Source organism: Sphingomonas sp. CFBP 13720 (assembly GCF_014842075.1).
Classification (GTDB): Bacteria; Pseudomonadota; Alphaproteobacteria; order Sphingomonadales; family Sphingomonadaceae; genus Sphingomonas.
Genome location: NZ_JACYVA010000005.1, coordinates 234,752 through 259,335, shown reverse-complemented (window position 1 = coordinate 259,335; position 24,584 = coordinate 234,752). Strand labels below are relative to the sequence as shown.

Annotated in this window: 19 protein-coding genes, 1 tRNA gene and 1 pseudogene; 11 read left to right on the top strand and 10 right to left on the bottom strand. The window is 59.4% G+C overall.

The window, feature by feature from the left end; genetic code table 11:
* Positions 1 to 1,238: 1,238 nt before the first annotated feature.
* Complete coding sequence (locus IFT55_RS12490) at positions 1,239 to 1,631, top strand: hypothetical protein (RefSeq protein WP_192092484.1); 393 nt, start codon at positions 1,239 to 1,241, stop codon at positions 1,629 to 1,631.
* A gap of 399 nt (positions 1,632 to 2,030) precedes the next feature.
* On the top strand, positions 2,031 to 2,171 hold the full coding sequence (locus IFT55_RS12485) for a hypothetical protein (RefSeq protein ID WP_192092482.1): 141 nt from the start codon (positions 2,031 to 2,033) through the stop codon (positions 2,169 to 2,171).
* A gap of 1,040 nt (positions 2,172 to 3,211) precedes the next feature.
* On the opposite strand, the gene IFT55_RS12480 is transcribed toward IFT55_RS12485, so the two are convergent.
* Together IFT55_RS12480 and IFT55_RS12475 are read right to left on the bottom strand one after the other, a co-directional pair.
* Entirely contained in the window at positions 3,212 to 3,658 is a 447-nt protein-coding gene (locus IFT55_RS12480) for a hypothetical protein (RefSeq protein ID WP_192092480.1), read from the bottom strand.
* Between the two features lie 45 nt (positions 3,659 to 3,703).
* Complete coding sequence (locus tag IFT55_RS12475) at positions 3,704 to 4,198, bottom strand: hypothetical protein (protein WP_192092478.1); 495 nt, start codon at positions 4,196 to 4,198, stop codon at positions 3,704 to 3,706.
* A gap of 744 nt (positions 4,199 to 4,942) precedes the next feature.
* Between IFT55_RS12475 and IFT55_RS12470 the strand changes: the two genes are divergently transcribed.
* Entirely contained in the window at positions 4,943 to 5,428 is a 486-nt protein-coding gene (locus IFT55_RS12470) for a hypothetical protein (RefSeq protein ID WP_192092476.1), read from the top strand.
* Positions 5,429 to 6,239: 811 nt separating this feature from the next.
* Here the strand turns inward: IFT55_RS12470 and IFT55_RS12465 are convergent.
* Positions 6,240 to 7,145 (bottom strand): hypothetical protein, encoded by a 906-nt coding sequence (locus IFT55_RS12465; RefSeq protein WP_192092473.1) that lies wholly within the window; start codon positions 7,143 to 7,145, stop codon positions 6,240 to 6,242.
* A 60-nt stretch (positions 7,146 to 7,205) separates the two neighbouring features.
* Positions 7,206 to 7,901 carry an adenylate/guanylate cyclase domain-containing protein gene (locus IFT55_RS12460; protein WP_192092471.1) on the bottom strand — a complete coding sequence of 232 codons (696 nt, stop codon included), beginning with the start codon at positions 7,899 to 7,901 and terminating at the stop codon, positions 7,206 to 7,208.
* A 253-nt stretch (positions 7,902 to 8,154) separates the two neighbouring features.
* On the opposite strand from IFT55_RS12460, the gene IFT55_RS12455 reads away from it, so the two are divergent.
* The gene (locus IFT55_RS12455; RefSeq protein ID WP_192092469.1) at positions 8,155 to 8,742 is read left to right on the top strand and encodes a Pycsar system effector family protein; all 588 of its coding nucleotides are present in this window, start codon (positions 8,155 to 8,157) and stop codon (positions 8,740 to 8,742) included.
* Positions 8,743 to 8,744: 2 nt separating this feature from the next.
* Positions 8,745 to 9,707, top strand: coding sequence for an adenylate/guanylate cyclase domain-containing protein (locus IFT55_RS12450; protein WP_249403807.1), 963 nt, complete (start codon positions 8,745 to 8,747; stop codon positions 9,705 to 9,707).
* A gap of 115 nt (positions 9,708 to 9,822) precedes the next feature.
* On the opposite strand, the gene IFT55_RS12445 is transcribed toward IFT55_RS12450, so the two are convergent.
* Positions 9,823 to 9,963 (bottom strand): hypothetical protein, encoded by a 141-nt coding sequence (locus IFT55_RS12445; RefSeq protein ID WP_192092465.1) that lies wholly within the window; start codon positions 9,961 to 9,963, stop codon positions 9,823 to 9,825.
* 248 nt (positions 9,964 to 10,211) lie between these two features.
* Here IFT55_RS12445 and IFT55_RS12440 point away from each other — a divergent pair.
* From IFT55_RS12440 to IFT55_RS12430, 3 genes and pseudogenes are all read left to right on the top strand, one after another.
* Positions 10,212 to 10,992: pseudogene (locus IFT55_RS12440) on the top strand (IS5 family transposase).
* 189 nt (positions 10,993 to 11,181) lie between these two features.
* A complete protein-coding gene (locus tag IFT55_RS12435; protein ID WP_192092463.1) occupies positions 11,182 to 12,006 on the top strand; it encodes a GAF domain-containing protein in 825 nt (274 codons plus the stop codon).
* A gap of 54 nt (positions 12,007 to 12,060) precedes the next feature.
* Positions 12,061 to 12,243, top strand: coding sequence for a hypothetical protein (locus tag IFT55_RS12430; protein ID WP_192092461.1), 183 nt, complete (start codon positions 12,061 to 12,063; stop codon positions 12,241 to 12,243).
* A gap of 606 nt (positions 12,244 to 12,849) precedes the next feature.
* On the opposite strand, the gene IFT55_RS12425 is transcribed toward IFT55_RS12430, so the two are convergent.
* The 3 genes from IFT55_RS12425 to IFT55_RS12415 all read right to left on the bottom strand — a co-directional run bounded on the left by IFT55_RS12425 (position 12,850) and on the right by IFT55_RS12415 (position 18,492).
* Positions 12,850 to 17,382 carry a peptidoglycan DD-metalloendopeptidase family protein gene (locus tag IFT55_RS12425; protein ID WP_192092459.1) on the bottom strand — a complete coding sequence of 1,511 codons (4,533 nt, stop codon included), beginning with the start codon at positions 17,380 to 17,382 and terminating at the stop codon, positions 12,850 to 12,852.
* Entirely contained in the window at positions 17,379 to 17,774 is a 396-nt protein-coding gene (locus IFT55_RS12420) for a hypothetical protein (RefSeq protein ID WP_192092457.1), read from the bottom strand. Before IFT55_RS12420 ends, IFT55_RS12425 begins: the two co-directional genes overlap by 4 nt.
* A 625-nt stretch (positions 17,775 to 18,399) precedes the next feature.
* A tRNA-Ser gene (locus IFT55_RS12415) sits at positions 18,400 to 18,492 on the bottom strand.
* Between the two features lie 163 nt (positions 18,493 to 18,655).
* On the opposite strand from IFT55_RS12415, the gene IFT55_RS12410 reads away from it, so the two are divergent.
* Positions 18,656 to 19,387 (top strand): DUF1134 domain-containing protein, encoded by a 732-nt coding sequence (locus tag IFT55_RS12410; protein ID WP_192092455.1) that lies wholly within the window; start codon positions 18,656 to 18,658, stop codon positions 19,385 to 19,387.
* Between the two features lie 257 nt (positions 19,388 to 19,644).
* On the opposite strand, the gene IFT55_RS12405 is transcribed toward IFT55_RS12410, so the two are convergent.
* Positions 19,645 to 20,970, bottom strand: a complete 1,326-nt coding sequence (locus IFT55_RS12405) for a dihydroorotase (RefSeq protein ID WP_192092453.1) — start codon at positions 20,968 to 20,970, stop codon at positions 19,645 to 19,647.
* Positions 20,971 to 21,013: 43 nt separating this feature from the next.
* Here IFT55_RS12405 and ygfZ point away from each other — a divergent pair, with 43 nt between their 5' ends.
* Both ygfZ and glsA read left to right on the top strand, forming a co-directional pair.
* The gene (gene ygfZ, locus IFT55_RS12400; RefSeq protein WP_192092451.1) at positions 21,014 to 21,745 is read left to right on the top strand and encodes a CAF17-like 4Fe-4S cluster assembly/insertion protein YgfZ; all 732 of its coding nucleotides are present in this window, start codon (positions 21,014 to 21,016) and stop codon (positions 21,743 to 21,745) included.
* A 236-nt stretch (positions 21,746 to 21,981) separates the two neighbouring features.
* A complete protein-coding gene (gene glsA / locus IFT55_RS12395) occupies positions 21,982 to 22,902 on the top strand; it encodes a glutaminase A (RefSeq protein WP_192092449.1) in 921 nt (306 codons plus the stop codon).
* Positions 22,903 to 23,143: 241 nt separating this feature from the next.
* Here the strand turns inward: glsA and IFT55_RS12390 are convergent, their stop codons facing one another.
* Entirely contained in the window at positions 23,144 to 24,466 is a 1,323-nt protein-coding gene (locus IFT55_RS12390) for an amidohydrolase (protein ID WP_192092447.1), read from the bottom strand.
* Positions 24,467 to 24,584: the final 118 nt, after the last annotated feature.

The following is a 24,584-nucleotide window of genomic DNA, read 5'->3' as shown; positions in this document are numbered from 1 at the left end:
CGGCGTCGCTCTGGAGGATAAGGCAAGAAGAAATTGGTGCTTTATAACAAAATTCCCGGATGAAGCGGGTGAATGGCATACGGACGACGATTTTAATTTGAATTTGGATTTTAATTTGAATTTGGATGTGGTGAGCGGTGTCGTAGAATTCTTGAATACCCCTTCTGCCGAGAGTTCACGGCACTCTTCGGACTGTCCGTGCATTGCGACGCCCAACTCGCTCGCATGAAGCAGACATTTTACCATTTAGCCGATCGAAATGCGTACAGCGTCACTGCATAGCCTCGGAAAAGCCTGCGCTCACGAACAGCGCAGCGAATTGAACCGGTATTCCGAATAGGAACTGGTCGTTTTCAGCAAAATCGCTCTTGCTTTTGCCAGACTGGTAGAGATATCTTCTTAAATATTAGGGGGTGCGCAGTGTTGATGCGATTTCCTGGACGCCCGTTGGTGTACACAGTGGCTTTCTGCTGTTCCGCGTGCACAGTTCCAACGGCGTTTCGCAGTGATTCGCTGTACGTTGGCGTAGTACGCGTAAAAGCCGAATCATCACCAGATGGCGTCAAGTCGCGATCGATATCGGTGCTTGGAGGTTGGTTGGAGCGAGGAACTGAAGGAGCCGCAGTAGGCGTAGGCCTGCGAAAAAATTCTACAGTAACCGTTCCGCTTAGCTGTCAAGTTGTTGTGATACTGAAAGACAAGACTTCTTACACCGAAGTAGGTAAATTACTGGAAGGGTTATACTCTGCGGGAGGCGGACCATGCGTTGTCACCGAGAACTAAGATGTATAATAAGCCGTGTTGCCGTAGTCTCTGGAGCAGCAGCTCTGACAGCGTGCGCCAACATGCAGCACAATGACGTGCTCGTCTTTGCTACTCAGACAAAGGTTGCATTGGACGTTTCAACGTCACCAACAAGCGGAGGCACGCCATCATTCACGCTCGGTTACAAACGAGAGGAAGGCGTTTGGATGCCACTCGTAGTGAATGGTAGAAATTCCGTGCTCCTATCTGGGCAAAGGTCCTGCACCCCAGATGGAAAGTCATGCTGGGACGTTCCCGCTACGTTGCTAACAGCATTTCAACAATGCGCGGCAAAACTACCTCCAGATCAATGTCTTTCATCTCTTACCGGGGAGGTTAAGTACGTCGGTGCGGGAGAGGGCAGAGCTGATACCTATTCAGTTTTTGCGAGCTTCGGAGGAGACTTCGGAGCTTCAGGAGGGGGGAAAGCGGCATTGGCTCAATTCTTCGCGACGGGTATCGCAGCGCAGAAGCTGGCCGCTAACCCGCACGCGCCGCAAGCGCTGAAGGTTGAGGACACCAATGCGCAGGTGGTAGCCGCAGAACAGGCGGCGCGGAAAGCCACGGAGCAGGCGCTACAGGCAGTTGGCAAGCAGGAGGTCGGGCCAGCAACGGACGACGCTACTAAGCTGGTGGCAAACTCGGTGAAATGCTGGAACGCGAACCGCACTGCCTACCGACAGGCCGCCACTGCTAAACTCGATCAGAACAGCGAGATCATGAAAATTATCAACGGGGATGACGAAATTGCGTTTCGAGGTGCAGTGGCACTGTCCATTTCCGAACATGAGCAGATCAAGGCCATCAATGCTGCGGCTTGCCAGTAGGAGGTTTATATGTCCGCATTAGTTGTTCAAGTGTGCAGGGCTGACACGGCTCCAATGCTGCAAACGGTCATCGGAGCGGCTATGCAGTTTTGGGGAAATCAAGGCTTTACCCAGATCAATGTGCAGTTCGCATCTCCTGGAGACGACATGGCTGGCGTCTATCTCAGGACCTCGCCGGCGGGGGCGCCTACTGAGCTTTGGAAGCAGCTGGCGGAAGATTTCACTGCTGTACTTGTAATGTCGCAGCCCTAGTAGGCCAAGGTCTGTCCGAACACCCTTCCAGATTAGGCGCGGTGCGCTCACAGCGGTTTTCAGCCTGTCGGAGTCGATTGGGAATCGCAGGAACGCGCGGATCTGAATCACGGTTCTGGCTGTTTGGCCGGCTGGAGGCTGGCATAGATGCGAAAACCGTTGTCGATGGACCAGCGCGATTGGCTAGCGACCAGCGGCGAGGAAGCGCGAGACTATCGGCGCATCACTTTCTTCCCGCAGGTGCCGGAACATGAGGCGGTCGGGGAACCGTTCCTGCTGCTAAAATAGATTGGTGCAGGCGCGGCATGGTCGGTAGCGGATAGGTTGACCCTTTCCCGAAACTCGATGGTTCTCGAGAATAGCGACGGCGTCCAGCACACGTCGGCTATCGCCTTCCGATCTTAGGAGAACGGACGGGCCATTCATCGTGTATTTCAGCCATCCGCCGCCTGCCCGCTAGCGGTCGCTTACATCTTCGTGAGCCAATGTGGTTGATTGGCTACCACCGGTACGCGGCAACCGAGCCGGTTCAGCATGTAGTTGCCGACGAATGTCCGGAATATCCGGAATGTCTGGTAATGTCCGAAACTTATGTCCGGTCGTTATTTTGCGGGATTCGGCCGGACATTTTCAACTTTTTAGTGAACTCGTGGTTTGCCCCGATCGGCGCAGGCATTTCTGCTACCGGACAATCGACCGGACAATCGACCGGACATTACCGCATTAAACTAAAATGGCAGTTTTCGGCCATTTGTCCCGGTCGCATGTCCCGAAATGTCCGAAAATGTCCGGTTCAATGTCCCACCAGCAACCTGTCGTGCGAACCGGACAGACACGGACACACCCCTAAGGGGTGTCCGAATGTCCGGTCGCCGCTGCCCCAATCGCACAATCAGGCCATTTGCCTTTAGGGTATGTTTGAAAACCCGTGAATCTCGGGGCTCAGCGCCCACCGCCCCTGCCGCCCCTCCACGGAAGGACCCGTAGCCAGATTGATTGTGCGTTACTCGCCGCCGGCACCGACGCAAAGCCGGACACCGTCGCGGCGCAACGATGCGAACCTCGAGACGCCAGCAAGCACGTGATGAGGAGGCGATCTGGCACAGACGCAAAAACGCCCGCCTAGCCGGGTGGCAAGGCGGGCGCGGTAGGATAGCGCGTAAGGGGTGGCGGTTAGTCGCCGTGGGGTAGCAGGATCACGGCTAGCCAGATGATCGCTGTGATAACGCCCGTCACATGGGCGAACGGTCTCATAGCGTCACGACCTGCGGCTCGCGTTTCAGGAGTGCTGACTACCGCGCAGATTAGCAGCACAGCACATACGACCATCATCGCACGTGAATCCATTCGCCATCGGTTTCGACGTACGACTCTCCAAGGTTGCTAGCGGCGTCGTTCAGCACATCCCCGAACGACGCCAGCTCTTCACGGGACCAAAATCCGACGCCGTGCCCCTGGCGGGTAAACCACAGGTCGTGACCCGCTTGCTCGATGGTGTAGCCCCGTTCGCGCTGAAGCACGTCCAACAGCCGCTGTACGGTAGCACCGCCAGGTCCCGGAAGAACGATCGCACGGAACCTGTCGCAATCGGCTTGAATGGTCGCGACGGCCGCATTGCTCAGACGTTCAGTGCCCATTTCGTTGAGCAAATGCTCGCGTTCGTCGCCGGTATCGCCGTTTGTGAAGAACATGGCTTCGACATAAGCGCGGCCGAATAGGTCGAGCGAGTGGAAGGGATGCGACGGGGCGGGGTGGTTCAACTGAAACTGTGCCATACTGATTTCCCTTGATGGGCGGGCCAATGGCCCAAATAAATTTGATTAGGCGGCAAGCGAAGCAATGGTGGCGCGCGCGTCGCTAATGGCATCGTCAATAAACTCATTGGCGGTTTCTGTGAGATAGTCGCCCGCGTCGCTCTCGATACCCCAAAGGGCATGCAAGTAACTGTCAGTCAGCTTGATGCCGTTGCACGACACCGTGACGACGACTCCGACATATTGCCAATCGTCGCGACACCATGCCCGCAGACGCTCAAAGTCAGCCATCGCCGCACGCGCCGCACACTGCCGCGCGGTTTCCCCGTCGCGCTTTCCGCCCGCCACGCCCCAACCGTCGCGGCGCGCCATGCGGCAGGCTTCAGCGAAGTCATAGAAACGCGCGTCCCGGTTCCGATCCTCATGCAACATGAGTTCGCCCGGCGCTTTCTCATACCGGCCCGCCCAATCGCGCCGCCGCCAGTCACTGACCGGCCCGTTACCGTCCTGCCGTTCCCATGGCGGAGTCGTGTCGTCGTCGCTGTGGATCGTCGCGGTCACGGTGAAGCCGTCGACTTCGCATTCGATCGTGTCGCCCTGATAGACCGTACCGCTAAATCCGTTCGTAAACATCGTCTCGACTCCCGAGGTTGGCGGGCCAATGGCCCAACTGAATAGTGGGCCGCCTCCACGTGATTCGCAACAGTATAATTCAAATGCTCAAAGCAAATCTAATGTTATACCGATAGTATAGGAATGAGCACGAAAGTAATTATGCCAATTTTACCGTGTATGAATGCGAATTGACGTGATTGAAGATTGGTGCAGCAATTTCTGCTTCGTGACACCATTGCCATGCTTCAGCCGGCGCCCCTCGGAGAAATAGACCCGCCGGAGAAATAGACCCGCCGGAGAAATGAACCGGTGACACCCACCCGGAGAAATGAACCGGCGACACCCACCCGGAGAAATGAACCGGCGATCTAACTGGCGTGGTATCGATCGGCTCGGTACAAATGCTCTATGAGTCCAGAAGGCATCAAGGCGGCGCGCCGCGAACTCGCACTATCGCAGCGTGAATTGGCTAGCGCGCTCAGGATGGGCCCGAATGGCGAGCGTCAGGTGAGGCGTTGGGAGGACGGTGAGATCCCGGTTAGCGGCCCGGCATCCGTTGCGATCGAAGCCCTACTAAGCGGCTGGCGACCGATAGCCCGCTAACGGAGAAATCCTCCGGGTAACTGCTTCAGCTTGTCGAAATAGTCTATCGATCATCGGAACATCAGCGATACCGCGAAGGAGCGACCTATGGATTACATACCTACGCACCTGTTTACGCCGTCACCGCTTTCGCAGGTCAAGGGGCCAGCAATCTTCTGGCCGGCTAGGAAAGATGCAGAACCATGGCTCGTGACGGGTGAGCAGGATCCTATGGTTGTTGCACTAAGCAGTGGCATTTCAGGAAGGTGCGTCCGTGTAGCTGATTGGCGCGTCGTCGGGCACAGCGTACAAGGGGTTCAGTTCGAGGTTGACCCGTCCAGCCGCTATAAGCCGGCCTTTGTCGACGAGCCTGTAGGCGGGCTCATCCTCGGGGCGTCCGGCCTACGAATTTCAACTATTTTCGAAAGCGCCAATGGGTTCTCGGACTTACGGGATTTTCCGGTTCATGCGGACGCGTCCACTGCGGCAAGTGACACGGACATGGGATTTACACGTTGGAGAACGTATATTTTTGAAGGTAATCGCCGTATTGACCTATTATCGTTCGAAGTTTCCAAGGTAGGTGATCGCTAGTTAAGCTTCTTAGATTCTCAATTGCTCGGTATTCTGCAGTTGGCGGTAATTAGGTTTATCTGCCTATTGGCTGTCGGGGTTCGAGCAACGGCAGGCCGATACTTCCTCAACAAGATTTATACTCCTAGATAAACTTTAGTGTTTCTCTTAATTACATGCTGAATTGTAGAGTATTAAGTTTGGTGCGGATTGGCAGGATGGTATGATCAATCTTTTGTTAGTAGTAATTGCAATTCACGCGCAACCTATTCGGACGGGTTATGAAGGTGATTGGCTTATTAGTGACACGACTAACAACAATACTGGAGAACGCGAAGTATATTCGCTACAAGCTTACGCAAAAAATGATGATCCCGACTTTGTAATGTTTACTATGAGATGTTCGAAGGGGAGTCCGAAGCTATTTATCGAATGGAATGGACGTAGCTTTCCGGATCAATCGGTGTTTTCTATCGGGCCGGTTACGAGAGACGGTAGCGACGCTACGGTCCGGCGATACGTATTTGAAAAGTCGGAAGAAGTAGTCGACCGGGGAATGGTTGCCACATCGGAAGACTCGGCCGAAATCATCAACGCGCTTCGGCAAGCGAGGTCCGCGACCGTTACTGCGCATCTGACCGGAGGTGCTCGGTCGATCGAAGTTGACGTTGCAGGCGCCGAAATTGCATGGAGCCGTGTTTCACGTCACTGCCCAGTAAGAACAATGCCAATTCCACCGGAATAATTATTTACATTATAGATCATACTTTTAATATAACGTGAGAATAGTCAGAGTCTTATGCTGAAATAGTCGGTAATGTCTTGCTAATTATCATCGAAGATTTAAGTCGAGTAGTTCTCCGCTTACGTATCGCGATGCCAAGCCTTCTAATGCATGATTACGGCGGCCGAGTAACTTTAATCGCTCGAATGGTTCGCACATCAATGCGCGAAGACTCTTATGGTCAGTACGTGTATCCACTGCGAGATACGCTCCAAAATCGCTGTCGCCTGATTTGTCTTTGATACGTCGCATGGCATCCATTATTATCGAGTGCGCAACTACTCCGCTTTCAATTGTCAACGATCGCATCGTAAGATGTATTTTGTTAAGCTGCTCAATGTACTCGCGAGTGTGCTTATTTACCTCAAGTTTGTCCTTGTTTGCCAGCTCCGCACGGACCGACGCCTTAAATTTCATATCACTACGCAATTTATGCGCGCTGATTGAGGCGCCAGTTACATGCCGAAGCTGGAAGCGAGAACCATGTTCCATCCAACGAGAATCAAGATGTGTTGCGCTTATTGGAGACCCATAATGTTGAGTATAATTGCGCAATGCCTCCATTAGCCGGAAGCTAAAATGCTGTTCATACGCTTCCGACTTTAATTTGGCGAATCTCGTTTCAAGCCCTGAATTATGCCCTATAATGCGTAGCTGCCTTGGAGCAAGGTCTATATAGGCTCGGCAGGAACTTAAAAGATTAGCCAGCCGGCGGGCGAATAATGTGCGCATATCTTGGAAATAGTTCCAGTCTTGACCGCCGAACAGCATATCGTCAAGCGAATGATTAAGAACATCCCTCTCAAGATCCAAAAGATTCTGTACGACGGTTTCCCATAATTCCTCAAACGCGATCTGCGCTTGGATACAGTCGAGCGCTAAGTCGAGCGCGGTGCCTGCTTCGTCTTCAATCGGAATGATCGCCCCAGCAAAACTGCGGAGAAAATATGCCATGACGCTGTCCCTCAGTACATGCTCCGCGAAGCGATTGTAAGCAAAGTGAAAGGCTGATGGTTACAGCCTCCACCAGAAATCCGATCGGTAGATCCTTGCGTCGTCCTGCGCCGTCCAAGTTTGCTGTTCCCACATGTTTTGCCCGTCACCCGCCTTCTTGACGGTATCGTTCATTTTATCGTGGACTGCCGCTGAAATCCAAGTTGCATGAGAGTTGGGAAGGTCGCTGAGCTTCGCAGCCCAATTGGCGGCCCGGCCCACCCAAACCAAGTCGTTGTCACCTCTTACCCCCGTCCGGGCAACGAACAGATCGGACGTGTCTATCCCAACTACGTGCTTCAGCGTGAAAGATTCATTCGGATATTGCTTGGTCAATGCGGGCTGAATAATGTGACGTCGAGCAGAGTGGATTTTGAGGGATGATTTCACAGCATTCGTATTTTTGAAATTGCCAAGGTAGACCGCCATAATACGATCGCCATCGTAAGCTGTAATTACACCACCAAACTCCTTGATAATCTTCGCTGCGCAATGCAAAAAAGTCTTATAGACCTCTGCAGAGAATGAGTCCCGTTTTGATTGAACCATCGCCGTTGATTCTGAAAGATCAGCGTAGAGTACCGTTCCTCTCAACTTGACGGCGTCGTTTCCTAGCTTGATATCACCGGGAGTCGGCACGACCTGCCCGTCTCGGGTGGACCATTGCTCGCGAAAAATCTTAGCTACTTCCGCCTCCAGATCGTCCTTCAACGCCATGATGGCCTCTCCAAATAGCGACTGCCCTCGCACATTTTTCGGTCAACGCCGATTGCAACGCAACTGACATTCGCAGAGAGAAGCGCCGTAAGGATGCATGGCATCCGTCAGCTAATTACCACGTAACAAATGGTTTAGGACGTAGGTCAGCCGTGGGCCGTGTCCTAAGCCTGGGGTCTGATGCTCGACTCGAGCATAGACCAATATTTCGTCATCTACTATGCTGGAAACCCAAAGGGCTTGGGATACGGCAATGGCGAAAAACGACCAACAAGAGGCGTATGAAAAGGTACTGACTGCGACCTTTTCTCGCGTGAACGACTGGGTGAAATTTGCTGAAGCGAAAAATGCGGCGCTTCTGGCTTTCTCCTCGGCGTGGGCGGTTGCGATCGGGAACGCGCTTGCAAAAGACGGGGGGGCGTCTGCGCAGTACGCCAGCTACCTGCCTGTCGCAGGATGCCTGTTTATTGCGGCAGCCGTTATCGCAATTTTCTCGTTTCTCCCACGTATTTCATTAAGCAAATTTTTCCGAGGAGAGCAGGCAATCGCTCGCCCGCTGAATTTAGTATTCTTTGGCGATATCGCCGCCATCCCCATTGAGAACGTCGCCAGCCGGTTTCGAGACCAGTATATGCCAATCGAGAATGACACACTGACGGAAAGTTATGCTACCGACCTAACGTGTCAGATCCATGTGAATAGCACGATTGCAAATAGGAAATTTAAACAATTTAAGTTCGCTTGCTGGTTTGCTTTGGCAGCAATCGTTGTCCTAGCTATTCCGGCAGCTAAGTACGTCTTCATATTTGCAATCCGATTTGCGGGAGAATTTGCAAAGTGAGTATGGCCGCTTTTAGAGACAGTCTTATCCAAGAAGCGGAAACAATTCTTGGCAAAGATTTCACGGTTGAGGTCACTGCGACAAAAATTGTTCCGCATTCTGGTGATTCAAAGATCACTTTTCCAAACCTAGACGAAAAGAGGCAATTATGTAAGTTGGTAGACACGTGTGTACTTTACATCGATATGCGTCGTTCTACTGAGTTGAGTCTGAGACTTAAGCCACAGACTGTTGCCAAGCTGTACTCAACATTTGTCAGGTGTATGACCCGTTGCGCTCGTTATTACAAAGGGCACGTTAGGGGAATTATTGGCGATCGAGTGATGGTCTTGTTCGATGAGGAGGACGCCTTCTCCAACGCCGTGAATTGCGCGGTGTTGATGAACTCCGTAGCCAAGTACGTCATTAATAAGCATTTCGCTAGTGGAGAGGTGACGTTTGGACTTGGTATCGATTCTGGCAAGATGCTTGTTACGAAGACTGGCATTCGTAAAAACGGCGTTGATCAAAGCAACTATCGCAATCTAGTTTGGCTTGGGAAGCCAGCGAACTTAGCATCGAAGTTAACCGATGCTGCGAACAAGGCGGGAGAATATTCCTCGCTTAAAAAGCTTCTCATCGTTTACGAACGACCGAACTTGTTCACTGGAAAAACCGATTGGATGAGCGAATGGGAATGGCCGCACGAGTTCGTACAAAAGCTAACAGACACCGGCTATCCTAGCTACCAACTACGCTACCAAGACCCCGAATATCGGGCGGTTTATGTTCACGACACGACCGAGACGGTTCGTCCATACGCGCCGCCCATTCTAATGTCTTCGAGAGTATGGCAGGCATTCAAAGCGTCTGCGCCAAGCGATACAATAATTTCCAAGGGCATGGTAAGTGAGGTTGCTGTTGTGGTTCCCGGATTGTCTGGGAAGGTGTTCGGAGGTGATATAGTTTTTCCGCTGTTCAAGTAGAATACAGGCGAATACTTAGCGAGTGCGCTCAGCTTGTTATTGCGGTTTTGCGCCTAGTAGTAGGCTGTCGCGGCTTGGGTTCAGAAACTGCGCAGTGCTTTACTAGGTCGTGAACTCAGACGTGATAGGCATATTCGCCCTCGACATAGGCGTCCCATCCTTTCGCAGCCACTTCGGCGCGCGTCGCATCCCACCCGCCTGCGGTGGAAACGTTCAGCGCTTCAACGCAATATTCTGGGGCATCGCCCAACCGCACGGGACTTCCTCAATTTTTGTCTAGTGGAGACAAATATACTGTGTCGCACTCGTCGCAGAGCAAGACGATGGTCTCCTGATCACCGCAAAGGTAGAAACCAAGCCAGCCCTGATGGTCGCAAAAATCGCAAGCGCCAGCGTGGATCATTAATCCGTCCATCGCGTGGCGGTAACGGCGCATGGCTAAGGTGCACAAGGTTTGATTTATCGAGCCTTTCACAAGCCATCGATTTCTGATTCAGAAACGGCATGAGCCGATATGACCTGACCGATTTCGAGTGGCGTTTAATCGAGCCGCTTCTGCCCAGTAAGCCGCGAGGCGTGCCGCGCGTCGAAAATCGCCGCGTGCTGAACGGCATCTTCTGGGTGCTGCGATCCGGTGCGCCGTGGCGTGATCTCCCCGAGCGCTACCCGCGCACCACTTGCTACAATCGCTGCGTTTGATGGCGGAAGGCTGGCGTCTGGGATCGGATGATGGACGCCATCACTGCCGCCTATGACGGCGAAATCCAGATGATCGACAGCACGTCCGTTCGCGCCCACCAGCAGGCCGCGACGGCAAAAAGGGGGATCGAGATCGTTGTCTCGGCTGCTCCCGAGGCGGGCTCACGACCAAAGTCCACGCAGTCGTCGATGCGCAAGGGCTGCCGATCCGGCCCAGCCTGACGGCAGGACAGGCTCACGACGGCCAAGTCGCTGACACGCTGCTTGATCATCTCGGCCCGCAAACTATCGTCCCGGCGGACAAGGCATATGATGCTGACTGCATCCGTGGGATGATCGAGGAGCAAGGAGGCACACCAAATATGCCATCCAAGAGCAACCGGCGTTGGAAGCGCTGCTTCAGCAAACGGCTCTATCGGGAACGCAACCTGATCGAGCGCTTCTTCTCTAAGCTGAAGCACTTCCGCCGCGTCGCCACTGTCTACGACAAGCCCGCAGCAACTTCCCTACCATGGTCCAGCTCGCTTCAATGCGGCTGTGGCTACGCCCATGTTGCCTCGTCCACGCGACGACCATAACAGTGTGATGACGAAGGGCGCCTGAAACTTACTGGGGGAGACGCTTCTTGGACGACGCGAGACATCGACTACGGGTCCATCGCGATGCGCTCATGCGGAAGGGCCTCACGTTAGTCAGGCGGGCAAGGCGTTTTCAAAGATGGATTAACATTGTCTGCGTACTTGGCGGCGGCGCGCTAGCCGCGGTAGGTGGCGCAATGGAAGGGGGATTAATCCCAAGTGCTGGCACAGGCATACTGACTGTTAAAGGGTTATGCGTCTGGGCTGGCGTCTTTCTCGTTTTTGTTGGCGGCATGCTACTGTTCTTTATCCAGGACGAAGCCACGGAGTTGCTTGCTCGAGCTGCCGCCTTAGAAGGCGAAGCGCAAACGTTTCTAGATGAACGTGATAAATTTATGTCTCAGATCGAGGGACTATTCGCGCTGGACCAGAAGCGGCTGGCTTTGATTGATGCCAATCGATCCATGCGAGAGACGCTGGAGCAATCCCTTCTTATTCCTGCAGCGGATGCCCACGAAACAACTCAAGCAATGCTCGAAAATGCCAAACGGCTCGTCCTTATGTCCATTGGGTTTGGCATCGACGAAGAATGGGCCATTTCCGTTTTCAAAGTAAATGGTGACGAGTTGGTCCGAATTGCTGCGATGCGTGCCGGTCAACTGCCACCGCCTGCATTAGCAAGAACTTGGAAAGAGAACGAAGGGTTCGTAGGACGCGCTTGGGCTACTGAGCAGCCTGTGATCGTGCCAGACGGTACTGTGACTGACGTCCTTGACCAATTTACGGTGCCTCAAGAGAAGCGGCGGGAGTACGATGCTGCTCGGTACCGATCCATGGCGGCTGTGCCGATCCGTACTGGCGATCCCGCCCAAATATGGGGTGTCGTTGCTGCATCTACGAGCTGCCCGGGCCGGTTTCGGCGCGACCCTGGGAACAAGCAGGTGCAGGCAGTCGACACCGTTCGGCTTATTGCACGCATGACCGGCCTCGCCGCTGTGGCGTTCGCTCGGAGCGAAGTATGATCTTGGCGCGTTGAAAATTGCATGGTACGAAATCTGAGCAAGGAGCCACCGCCCATGAGATTTGGACCAGAACAGGATCCGATCGAGCAACTCGATCGGGACGAAGAGCGTGCGATCGCTGCGGCGGTGAAGGCACGATTCGGACACGGTGATCTGACGTCGGCTCTTCGACAGGTCGATGATTTGGCACGGCAGCGGTTAGCTTTGAATGCGCGCGGTAGCCGTCTTTACGCCTAACACGTCCGTGTTTCCGCCTTTGTCAGCGCTTGTTTGCAGCGTGCCTAACTGACGAACATCGCTTCAACGATCGCGTGCATCAGCACCCCGAGCGGCACCGGCATGCTGACGCCACGCCCGCGCTCGCGCAACCGCCCGTCCAACCCCAGAAGTGCCGTCGTGCGTCATACGCCCCACAAACGACTAGCCCGCCGGTCCATTCCGGCGGGCTAGTATTTCCACGGTCGGCAATGTCGAGTGGCGCGCTAGGCATCACCTCCCATAATCAAGCTTCTGATCGTTCCGTAATCAGCATCAAGATGTAACTCGGTCCAATTTTCAACCGGTCCTAGAATCACCTTCGTGCCGGCTCCACCCGCATGGGGTGCATATAAAACGACAGCGGAGGTGTCGAATGTCACCATCGCGCCGCCGAACTGCGCGAAGTCTCTCATTGCCACGTAGCTATCTGCCTCCGCCGTTTCGGGAGTCATCCTTCAGGACGATTGGTCCGCGCCCTCGATTTTTTCTGCGCGTGCGGCGTCATCCAGAACGGCAGGGCTGTGAACGGCGAAATAAGCGGTGAAGGTTACGGAAGTTCCGCGGCGGGGCAGGGCGTTTGGTCGTTCAGCCCTTCAAGCTGCGACTGTTCTTCTTCACGATATTGAGGACCGCGCGCTCGCCGGCCTTCGTCGTGAGCATCTGCTCGGCTACGTCCGCATAATCGAACAGGTTGATATTCCGAACGGACATCCGCTCCCCCCCGCCACCCTGACCGCCGCCATTCGCTCGGTGGCGCGGATCGCCTTCAGTCAGCACTTCCTCGCCACGCTTCAGGATCGCGGGCACTTCGTCCGGAGCGAGCCCGGCAATACCGCCCGTGTGATACCGCATGGCACCTTGGAACGTATCATACGCGACACTGCGCTTCACGCCGCCGGCAGACCCTGCGATCCCACCAGCGTGGTGCACACCGGCGGAAGCCGCCGAAAGGCCTGCCGCCAACTGTGACGCAGGAATGCCGGTAATAACCGACAGCACCTGTAGCGCCGCCGCGAACGCAATTGCCTTTACGATCATCTGCCCGATAGCAGCAGCAAACGTGGCGGCGAACTCCTTGATCGCACGGCCGAACGATTTGAACACGCCGTCGCCTTCCGAAATGTTCTTTATGAACCCAACGAAGGCGTCAGTCGCGCTGTCCGCGAACGCGTCCACAAACTGACGGAATGTGACGCGTCCTCCAAATAGAGCGCCACTGAAATCCTTCGCCGCGGTCTTCGCACGCTGCAACTTGGCGATCACCAGCTCCAGTTGCGCGTCGTCGAGAATGCCGAGGCGGACCCGATCCGCGGGGCTGAGCGCCCGGTAGAACTCGATCAGCTTGTCGTACGCATCCCCGATGCTGACGCCCAGTTTCGAGATCTGAACGTCGATCGCCGATGCGGCTTTGAAGTCGCCAATCGAACGCATCAGGTCGCGCTGCTCGATCAGCACGTCGCGCTGTTCTTCCAGTGCGTCGAGGGGACGGTTGGCCTGTTCAAGCCGGTCGTCCAGTGCATCCTGCGCACGCTGAAGGTCGAACAGCGTTCCCGCCAGGTCGCGCGCCCGCGCTACCATTTCGTCGGTGATCACGATCGGCGCGAGACCGGGATCAAGGTTGCGATTGGCGTTCTCGACGTTCTTGCGCAGATTGGCTTCGGCTTCGATCTGTTCCTGCCGCCGCTGTTCCGCGAAAAGGGCAGCACCGCTCAGACCTTCCTGCTGCTGAAGCTGCTTGATGATCCGCTCGCGCTCGTCGGCTTCCTGCCGGACCGACAAGTTGAAGTTGTCCTGCCGGTTCTTGCGGGCTTCCTCTGCCTCCTCGTAATCCTGAACCGCTTCGCCACGATCGACCTCGAACCGCGCGGGGCCATCGCCGACGAATATACCCTTGCGCGGGTCGACCGGCTTGCCGTTCACCAGCACGGTATAGTGCAGGTGTGCGCCGGTCGTCGCGGACCCGGTGTTGCCGGACTTGCCGATCAACTGACCCTGCGCCACGTCCTGACCGGGCTTCACGACGGTGTTGTTGCTCAGGTGGCCGAACTTCGACTGCGTCTTGTTGCCGTGGTCGATCAGGACGTACTTGCCCAGTTTCGCGTCGTAACCGGTATCGATCACCACACCGGCGGCGGGCGCACGGACGTTCGTGCCGGTCGGCACCGCATAATCAATGCCGCGGTGGAACGTCGATCCGACGCCGCCCGGACTCCGGCGCGCGCCGAAACCCGACGAGATGCGGCCTTCCACCGGGTCGACGAAGCGCGTCTGCCGGGCAAGCCGGGCCCGCTCGCGCGCTGCCTGCTCCTGCTCCCGCTTCCGCCGTTCGGCCTGCTGCGCTTCCTCCCGTCGTATGGATAGGCGCTCGGTTTCCAGTGCTGCGGCTACGAACCCGTTCTTCGCGGCATCGGACGCGTTGGGGTTCGAGCTCTCGATCTGTTCACGGGCGCTGCGCTCGGCGACGCGCAGCCGGCGCTGTTTCTCGGCCTCGGTGGTGATGCCGCGCTCGGTCGCCAGAAGGCGGTCCGTCTGCGTCTGCTGGCGTTCACGCTGGTCGTTCACGCGCAGGTCGGCCTTACGCTGTGCTTCACGGTCGCGGGCGCGGGTGTCTGCCGCCCCCTGCGCTGCCGCCCGCTGTTCACGCTGCTGCTGATCCTGCAACTGGGCCAGTTCGGACTTGCGCGCCGCAACGATGCCGTTCGGGTTCGCCACCGTGTCACGGCCAATATCGCGATCGTACTGCTCGAGGCTGGCGATCTCGCGTTGCAGTTCCAGTATGCGCTGCGTGCGCGCCTGCACCGTGGTGAACGCCGCCGCATTACCGGTCGCGCGCGAGATACCGTCGCCCAGCTTGGCGAACAGGTCGATCAGCGCGACGACCGGCGCCGTGTTCGATAGGGAGTCGACGAGATCGTTGTATCCCTTGCGCAGCGATCGTGTCGCCTCGGTCGCCGGACCGCGCTGGATCTGCGCCGCTTCTTCCAGCTTGGCGGTCAGGATCTGGAACGCGTTCGCACGCGCGGTCTGCGCGTTGCCGTCTTCGAACGCGTCCTTGATCGACTGGCGCTGGGTGACGCTGAGGAAGTTCAGTTCGTCGTCCAGCTTGGCGATTGCTTCGTATCCGCCGGTGAAACTGTCCGCCAGTTTCTTCGCGGCTTCGGGCACCTTCGACCCGGTCACGTCCGCCATGTTCTGGGCGGAGCGGGCGAACGCGTCGATCTGGTCAGGGTTGATGCCGGCCGATGCGAAGACCTTCACCGCACTGGTCGCGTCCTCGATCGACGCGCCGTAATTGCGCAGCGCCTTCGCCGATCCGTCCAGCTTGTCCGCGTCGTAGATGCCACCATCGGCGGACAGCGTCAGGTCTGCGCCGATATCGCGCAGCCGCTCGGCTTCCTCCACCGACCGGTTGATCGCCACGGCCAGTGCGGCGAAGGTCGCGACGCCGGCAAGGATCAACGGGTTGGTCAGCGCGCCGACCACGGCTCCGCCGACCTTCGGGAACAACTGCAGGATCTGCCCGCCCTGCTGCGCCACGACCTGCCCGAACCGCTGCCCGGAGGCGAGGCCCGTAACCACGTCGTTGATCTGGTACGACAGGTTCTGCAACTCGTACGGGCGCAGACCGAACAGGCCACGCCCGCCGTTCGCGCCGGCCTCCATGGCGCGCTTCGCCCGCTCGGCTTCCTCTTTCAGATGGACTTCGGCCTTGGCCAGTTCGTCCGTGCTGATCTTGCCGTCCTGCGCGAGCTTCCGGTACTTTTCCAGTTCGGTGTTGAACCGGTTCTGGATCGTGACCAGCGGGTTGAGTACGTCACGCAGGTGCTGCACGGCCGCAGCGTCACGCTCGGTCGCCGCATCCTTTTCCCGCATCGCCGCCGCACCGCGCCGCGCCGCCGCCTCGAACTGGCCATAGGCGAACGCGGCTTCGCGGTGCGCCTGCGCATCCGCATCCGTCGCCGCCTTCGATGCCAGCGCTTCGAACGTCGCACCGTTGTCCTTGGCACGCGGACCGGTGACGCCGCTGTTCCGTTCTGCCGCCTCACGGATCGCTGCTGCCTCACGGGCGCGCTGGGCGCGCTGCAGCCGCTCCGTCTCGGCTTCCCGGCGATCAAGTGCTTCGAACGTCGCGCCGTTGTCCTTGGCGCGGGTGCCGGTGACACCCGTGACCGAGTTGATCAGCGCCTGATATTCGGTGACGGCGTTCTTGCGTGCCTCGCGAGCGCGCGTCGCACCTTCGGCGATCTTCGCGATCGTCAGGTCGAGTTCGTTGCGAAGCTGGCGCTCACGGATGATCGCGTCATCCGACGAGATGATCCCGTTGCGCGCGGCGTCGTGCACATCCTTGATCGCGCGTTCGGCGTCACGGATCGCAGTCTTTACCGGATCGATCGCCCGACTGGCGCGCGCGGCCTCACCTTCCAGGCGTTGCAGGTTGGCGAACAGCGCTTCGAACCCTGCACCGTTCTCGGTGGCCGGGCCGCGATTGAGAGCGGGCGACGCCTTGTTGTTGTAGAACGTCTGCGCGGCTGCGGCGCGGCGGCTCTCCTCGGCCTGCCGCTGCATCGCGCCGGTGGTCAATTCGATCTGCGCGGCGGCTTCGGCCTGCGCCTGCTTGACTGCCGTGCTGGTCGCGCTGAGGTTCAGCAGGGACGAACGGCTACCATCAATCTGGGCACTCTGCGTCCCGATCTTGCTGTAGAGGTTCGTGATCGACGAGCTGAGGCGATCGACTTCCGCCTTCACCGCCGCGTACTGCTCGGTGAACGCTCGGGTGCGCGGGCCGACGAACCCGCTATTGGCCTGTTCGCCGAAGCCGTTCAGCACGCGCTGTGCCTCGGCTTGCTGCCGCAGCAGTGCGCCATAGGCGGCGTTGCTCTCGGCCAGCGACGCGCGCTGACGATCGATCGCTTCACCCGCCTTGGTCATCGAACCGGAGATCGTCCCGGCCGCCCGGTCGAGCGCGCCCAGCGTCTTGCCAAGTTCTGCCAGGTCGCTCGTACCGTGACGCGCGTCGTTGTAGAGCGTCTCGAGTACGTTACCGAGCCCTGCAATCGCGCGCTCACCCTCCGTGCGGGCGCGGACGATCAGGTTCACATCGGTATTGCGGGTCGTCATGCTGCGGCACCACGCGGCAAGCCCGGAAGGAATGGCCACAGTTCGTCGAGCAGTATGTTGGTTAGGTCTTTGGTGCCGTAAACGCAGACGAGGAAGTCATAAACTTCGACGCAAGCCGCAAGCAGGGCGGAGGGCTCAAGCGCCTGAATCTGTTCTTCGGTGAGATCCGATCCTTGGCGGACCATATCGAGCTGAATGTTCTCGTCGTTCGCGATGACTCGCGTGATCAACTCGAACGGCTTTGAAATAGCTTCGCCCGCCTGAATCGGGTGATACGCCTGAATTACGATGCTGGGGAGGTTTAGTTGAATGACCTCCCGGATGACGGACTCGGGAACGGTCCGCAGGTGGGGGATCACATCGTTCGCGAGGATAGCGACTAAGTTGGTCATGCTTCAGCATGTCGAGCCAACGCGTGTATAACGGAAGCCAGTAAGCATCTGGGGGTTTATACACTGTGGCACGGCCTGAGTATTGATTACCTTCGTAGCAGGTCACTATTATGTTTACCTAGTTAAGAGAAAGTATGCCGTCCAAATATCACTAATATAGTGAGTAAATATTTTGGCTCAAAGGTATTTACATGATTTACGTCTTGGGTATGTTAAGGATGCACACTGACGGAGGAGAACGTAATGATTATTATCAATGCGATAAGAGCGGGATGGGCTCCGAATAGGACTGGAGATTATAGTGAGAACTGCGAGCGAGGCCGTGCAATTGCTCGGGATCTAATGGCGTTAACGCACCAAACGGAAAACCCCTGCTACATTGGCGCCCTGATGCGCGCAGTTGTAGCTGCCGGTGTCTTCGAAGGCGTGGAAGCCGGCCTCTGCAGCGGTTTGGGAAATGCGCTGCTTGAAGCGCGCGCTAGGAATTATTTTTCTATCGGTGAGTCGGTGCCCAGCGCAGCAGTTTAGTGCGCAAAGTCTTTGCTAGTCGATTGTTGGCCCGTACGTTGGCCAGCATCTTCTAAACCGGCTAAACTACTAATTTTGCGGGATTTTTTTGCCATATTGGCGGAGACGGAGGGATTCGAACCCTCGGTAGGAGTAATCCCCCTACGGCGGTTTAGCAAACCGCTGGTTTCAGCCACTCACCCACGTCTCCCAAGGGCGTTCGCCCCCGGAGAGCGGGCCTATAGCGAGGCCTGCGTCGGCGATCAACCACCAACATTGATGGTAAATCGTTCGCGATCGAACGCGCGTTCATTGCGGGGCAAGGGCGGACGCGGCTATCATGCGGCATGATGCGGGTTGCGGGGAGTATCGGAATGGGACGATGGATCGGGTGGCTGCTGCCGCTCACGATGCTGGCGGCACCGGCGCAGGCGCAGGTGCGTACCGTCGATCCCAACGACGCGATCGACGCCGATCTGGCGCCTGCCCCCGCGCCGGCTGCGCCTGCACCGGCGCGTCAGGCCGACGTGCCCCCGGCCTATGTACCCGATCAGACGGTGCCGCCCGCCCCGGCGACGCCTGCCCCGACCCAGCCGGGCGCATCCGCCACCAGCGCGGCGGACGACACGTTCGAGCGCGACGACCTGATCGGTGCGGCAGAGGGCGTGTTCGGACGCGGGGCCGAAGGCCTGGCCGGGATCATGGAAAATATCCTGAAGGATCAGGGCAAGCCCAACGCCTATATTGCCGGGCGGGAGGCGGCCGGCGCATTCGTGGTCGGGCTGCGCTATGGCTCGGGGGTGATGAACCACAAGATCGAGGGGCAGCGCACCGTCTACTGGACCGGGCCGTCGGTCGGCTTCGATGTCGGCGGCGACGCGACCAAGGTGTTCGTGCTGGTCTACAACCTGTATGATTCGCAGGAACTGTATCGCCGGTTTCCCGCAGCCGAAGGGCGGGCCTATTTCGTCGGCGGCTTCTCGGCCAGCTATCTGCGACGCGGGAATACGGTGCTGATCCCGGTACGGCTTGGGGTTGGTTGGCGACTGGGCGCGAACGTCGGGTATATGCGGTTCAGCGAGAAGCAGAAGTGGCTGCCGTTCTGAGCCGCTGACGGACGCGGGCGGATGACCATCCGAGATACTCGCGCGCTTCGGTCTTCATGAAGGAGGATGCACGAGCGCCGCTGCCCCCGGCACGGCGTGCGGCGATCCCGTACCGGGACGTTCGGCGGCAAAGGCGGCAAGGTCGTTGCTTAGCCGGTCGCTGCCGGACGCGATGTTCGTAGCGATCTATACAGGCAGGGGCGGGCGGATGCGCACCCTATCTGGCGCGCATCCGCTCAGGCCCGGACCCGGACAGTTCAGCCGAACGCGGTCGATTCGAAGCGGACCGGTGCGCCCTGCGCCTCGCCGACCAGTTCGGCCTCCCACATCGCGGTGCGGCCGCGCACGATCGTGCCGATCGGGCGACCGATGAGCGTGTCGCCGGTAAAGGGCGACCAGCCGGACCGCGACGCCAGCCAGGACTGTTCGACCGTCCACCGCGCCTTCAGGTCGACGATGGTGAAATCGGCGTCATAGCCGAACGCGATGCGCCCCTTGCCCGCCAGTCCGAAAATCCGCTGCGCGCCCGCGCTGGTCAGATCGATCAGGCGGGGCAGCGTGAGCCGCCCCTGCGCGACATGGTCGAGCAACAGCGGCAACAGCGTCTGGACGCCGGGCATGCCGCTGGGGCTGGCGGGATAGCGTTTCGCCTTTTCCTCGACGGTATGCGGCGCATGGTCCGAGCCGACGACGTCGGGCACGCCCTGTCGCAGCCAGTGCCACAGCCCGTCGCGATGCGCGCCCGAACGGATGGGGGGGTTCATTTGGGCGTAGGTGCCGAGGCGCGGATATGCTTCTTCGCCGGCCAGCGTCAGATGCTGCGGCGTGACTTCGCACGAAGCGATGTCCTTGTTCGCGCCCAGTAATTCCAGCTCGGCCGGGGTCGTGACGTGCAGCACATGGACGCGACGCCCCGCTTCGCGTGCGAGGCGCAGAATACGTTTTGTCGCGATCAGTGCGCTTTCATCGTCGCGCCAGACGGGATGCGATGCGGGGTCGCCCGCAATCCGTTCGCCCTCCCGCGCGATCATGCGGGTTTCGTCCTCCGCATGGATCGCGACGCGCCGCCGGCCCGAGCGCAGCGCGCGCAACAGGTCGGCATCTTCGGATACCAGCAGATCGCCGGTCGACGATCCCATGAAGATCTTGACCCCCGCCGTGCCGGGCAGCCGTTCCAGTTCGTCCAGATGGTTCGCGTTGCGCGCGGTCGCACCGACGTAGAAGGCATGGTCGCACCACATGCGGCCCTTCGCACGCGCCAGCTTGTCGGCGATCGCGTCTTCGTTGTCGGTATTGGGTTTGGTGTTCGGCATTTCGAACACGGCGGTCACGCCGCCCATCACCGCCGCCACCGATCCGCTGGCAAGGTCTTCCTTGTGCTCCAGCCCCGGTTCGCGGAAATGCACCTGCGTGTCGATGACGCCGGGCAGGATATCCAGCCCGGTGCAGTCGATCGTCGCGCCCGCATCGCCGGCAATGCCGATCCCCGCGATGCGGCCGTCCCGAATGCCGATATCGACCTGTGCCGGGCCGCCGGGAAGGTGGACCGTGCCACCGGTGAGCTTGGTATCGAAGGTCGTCAAAGCCGCCTCTTGTCGCCACGAGCCGCTTTCCTACCTGTTCGGGATGACCATGACCACCCCGGGAAGCCGGCTGGCCGACCGCGCGGTTCTGCGCGTCGGCGGGCCAGATGCACGCGATTTCCTGCAGGGGCTGGTGACGCAGGACGTCGCGACGCTGGCCGCCGGTCCGGCCTGGTCGGCACTGTTGTCGCCGCAGGGCAAGGTGCTGTTCGATTTCGTGATGTGGCACGACGGCGATGCGGTGCTGATCGATTGCGAACGCGATGCGGCGGAGGCGCTGGCACGCCGGCTGACGATGTACCGCCTGCGCCGCGCGGTGACGATCGAGCCGGTCGAGATCGCCGTGCACTGGTCGGCGACCGGGGCGGGGGCGGAGGGCGCGCCCGACCCGCGTCTTCCCGAACTGGGCCGGCGCTGGCTGGGCGGGGCGGGCGAACCGGCGGCGGGATGGACCGCGCACCGGCTGGCGCTGGGCGTGACCGAGGGCCGGGCCGAACTGGGCGACGCGACGACGTTGTGGCTGGAGTGCAATGCGCGCGAGCTGAACGGCGTAAGCTTCACCAAGGGCTGCTATGTCGGGCAGGAAAATACCGCGCGGATGAACTATCGATCGACGGTCAACCGGCGGCTGGTGGTGGTGCCGGGCGTGACGGAGGGACCACGGACGCGCGTCGTCCATCCCGAGCTGGACCTGCGGGTGGAGCATCGCCGGATCGACGATCTGGGCGATGCGATTCGTCCGGCGTGGCTGGCGGCGGCATTGGCACAGGACTGAACCGACCCGCCCCTCGACGGTCGGTGCCCGGCGTTCCAGAGCGTTACCGGACCAGGTTGGACGATCGGCACGGAGGTGATTTTGGCGTGGTGCAACGCGTGAGGAGGAAGCGATGCCGAAGCATCGTGACCGACGAACAACGCAGCATCTCGGCGAAAGCGCCCCGCCGCGCAGCGGTCGCCCGCAGGGCGATGACGGTGGTTCAATCTGGTCCGGTAACGCTCTAGGGACCGTGCATGCCTGACCTTTCCCGCATCGTCGCCGATATCGCTTCCGAAATACAGGCCGACGCCGCCACGATCGAGGGCGAGGCCGAAGTCTGGGTCCGCAACGATCCCGGCCCGTTCGGCATCGCGGTGCTGGAGGCGGACGGCAATCTGCACACCGGTGGTGCCGCCGATACGCGCTTCGCGTTGCAGAGCATCGCCAAGGTGTTCGCGCTGGAACTGGCGCTGGAGGCGATCGGCGACCGCGTGTTCAAGCGCGTCGGGCGCGAACCGTCGGGCGATCCGTTCAATTCGATGGTCGATCTGGAACGCAACTGGGGCATTCCGCGCAACCCGTTCATCAACGCGGGCGCGCTGGTCGTGGTCGATATCCTCGTCGAACTGCTGGGCGACGACCGGCAGGCGAGCGCGGTGATCGACTTCGTACAGCGTGAGACCGGGCTGGACGACGTGCCGCTGGACGAAGCCGTACTCGAAACCGCGCGCACCGCGGGCGACCTGAACCGCGCGATGATGAGCTTTGCGCGCCATCACGGCAATCTCCATTCGGAGATCGACGAGGTGATGGAAGCCTATGTCCATCAATGCGCGATCGAACTGGATTGTATCGGGCTGGCGAAGGCGGGGCGGTTCCTGACGCGCACCGGGCGGACCGGCGACGAGGCCGGCGATGCGCGGGTCGAGCGGACGCGGCGGTTGCTGTCGATGATGGTGACCAGCGGGCAGTATGACGGGTCGGGCGACTTCGCCTATCGCGTCGGGCTGCCCGCCAAGAGCGGGGTCGGCGGCGGCATCCTTGCGATCATGCCGCAGGTGGCGTCGATCGCGGTGTGGTCGCCCAATCTCGACCGGCAGGGCAACTCGATCCTCGGCGTGCGTGCGCTGGAGATGCTGGCGCACCGGGCGGACTGGTCGATCTTCGCGCGGTAGTGTCCTCGCCCGTTCGGTTCGAGCGTGTCGGGAACGTTCCGCTCGCGAAAACCCGTTCTCGACAGGCTCGAACCGAATGGAAGGGACGGCGAAGACGAAGACCCGTATCAAAGCATCCCGCGGCGGTCCTTCGATACGCCATTTCGACAGGCTCAATGGCTACTCAGGATGAACGGTTCTCTCTTGTTTTCATCCTGATTCGAGGCGGCTGCTCCGCCCGATCGCCTATCACGCGGACAGCCTATCTGGCGGACGGTCCCATCAGGTCGAGTACCGCCGCCGTCATCGCGATCGTGCCGGTCACGATCGCCGGTTCGGGGGTGATGCGGAACAGCGGGCTGTGATGCGACGGGATCGGCGGACCACCCGCCCGCGCGGCGGCGATGTCGGCGGCGGGGGTGCCGCCGACCGCGAAATAATAGCCGCGTACCTTGGTATTGGGTTCGATCAGATAGGCGAAGTCCTCCGCGCCCATGCCGCCCTGTTCGAACGGCTCGACGTTGGTCGCGCCCAGCGTCGTGGCCATCACCGCGTTCAGCCGGCGGGCGAGCGCTGCGTCGTTGATCGTCGTGGGCGTGCCTTCGCTGACCTTCACGATCGGCATCCGGTTCGCGGGCATGCCGTTCAGCGTACCGATCCCGGCGGCGACGCGGCGGATGCCGTCGAGCAGTTCCTTGCGCGTCGCCTCGTCATTGGCGCGCACCGTCACCTGTAACTTCGCCTCGTCGCCGATGATGTTGTGCTTGGTGCCCGCATGGAACGCGCCGACCGTGATGACCCCAGGGTCGAGCGGCGCGCGTTCGCGACTGATGAGGCCCTGCAACGCGATCACCAGTTGCGACGCCATGTAGACCGGGTCCTTGCCGGCATGCGGGCTGGCCCCATGCGCGCCGATGCCGGGGACGGTGATGTCGACCGAATCGGCGGACGAATACTGGATGCCTTCGGACGCGCTGATCTTGCCCGACGCCAGCCCGGCCCCGACGTGGAACGCCAGCGCATAGTCGGGTTTGGGGAAGCGGGTGTAGAGGCCGTCCTTCATCATCGCCGCCGCGCCGCCGACGCGTTCCTCCGCCGGCTGGACGACGAACACGATCGTGCCGTGCCAGCGATCCCTGAGCGCCGCCAGCCGTCGTGCGGTGCCGACCATCGCCGTGATATGCGTGTCGTGGCCGCAGGCGTGCATCACGGGCGATTCGACCCCGTCGACCCCGACCTGACGCGCCTTGCTGGCGTTGGGCAGGCCCGATTTCTCCTCGACCGGCAGTCCGTCCATGTCGGCGCGCAGCAGGATGGTCGGGCCGGCGCCGTTCTTCAGCACACCGACGACTCCGGTGCCGCCGACTCCTTCGGTCACGGTCATGCCGGGGACGGCCCGGAGTTCGGTCGCCATGCGCGCGGCGGTCCTCGTCTCGCGGAACGACAGTTCGGGGTTGCGATGGAACCAGTCCCACATGCTGCCGAGCGACGCGGTATAGTCGGCACGGACGGCGGGCGCCCAGTCGGGTTCGGCGGCTGCGGGCGTCGCGGCGATCAGGCAGGTGGCGGCTAGCAGTCGGCGCATGGTTCGGGTCCCCCGGTTTTCGGGCAGGCTATCGGGATTTGTGGCGGTGTCGAGGGGGAGGTTGGTTCACGCGGAGGTGCGGAGGGAAGTTGGGTTGGTTCACGCAAAAGCGCGAAGG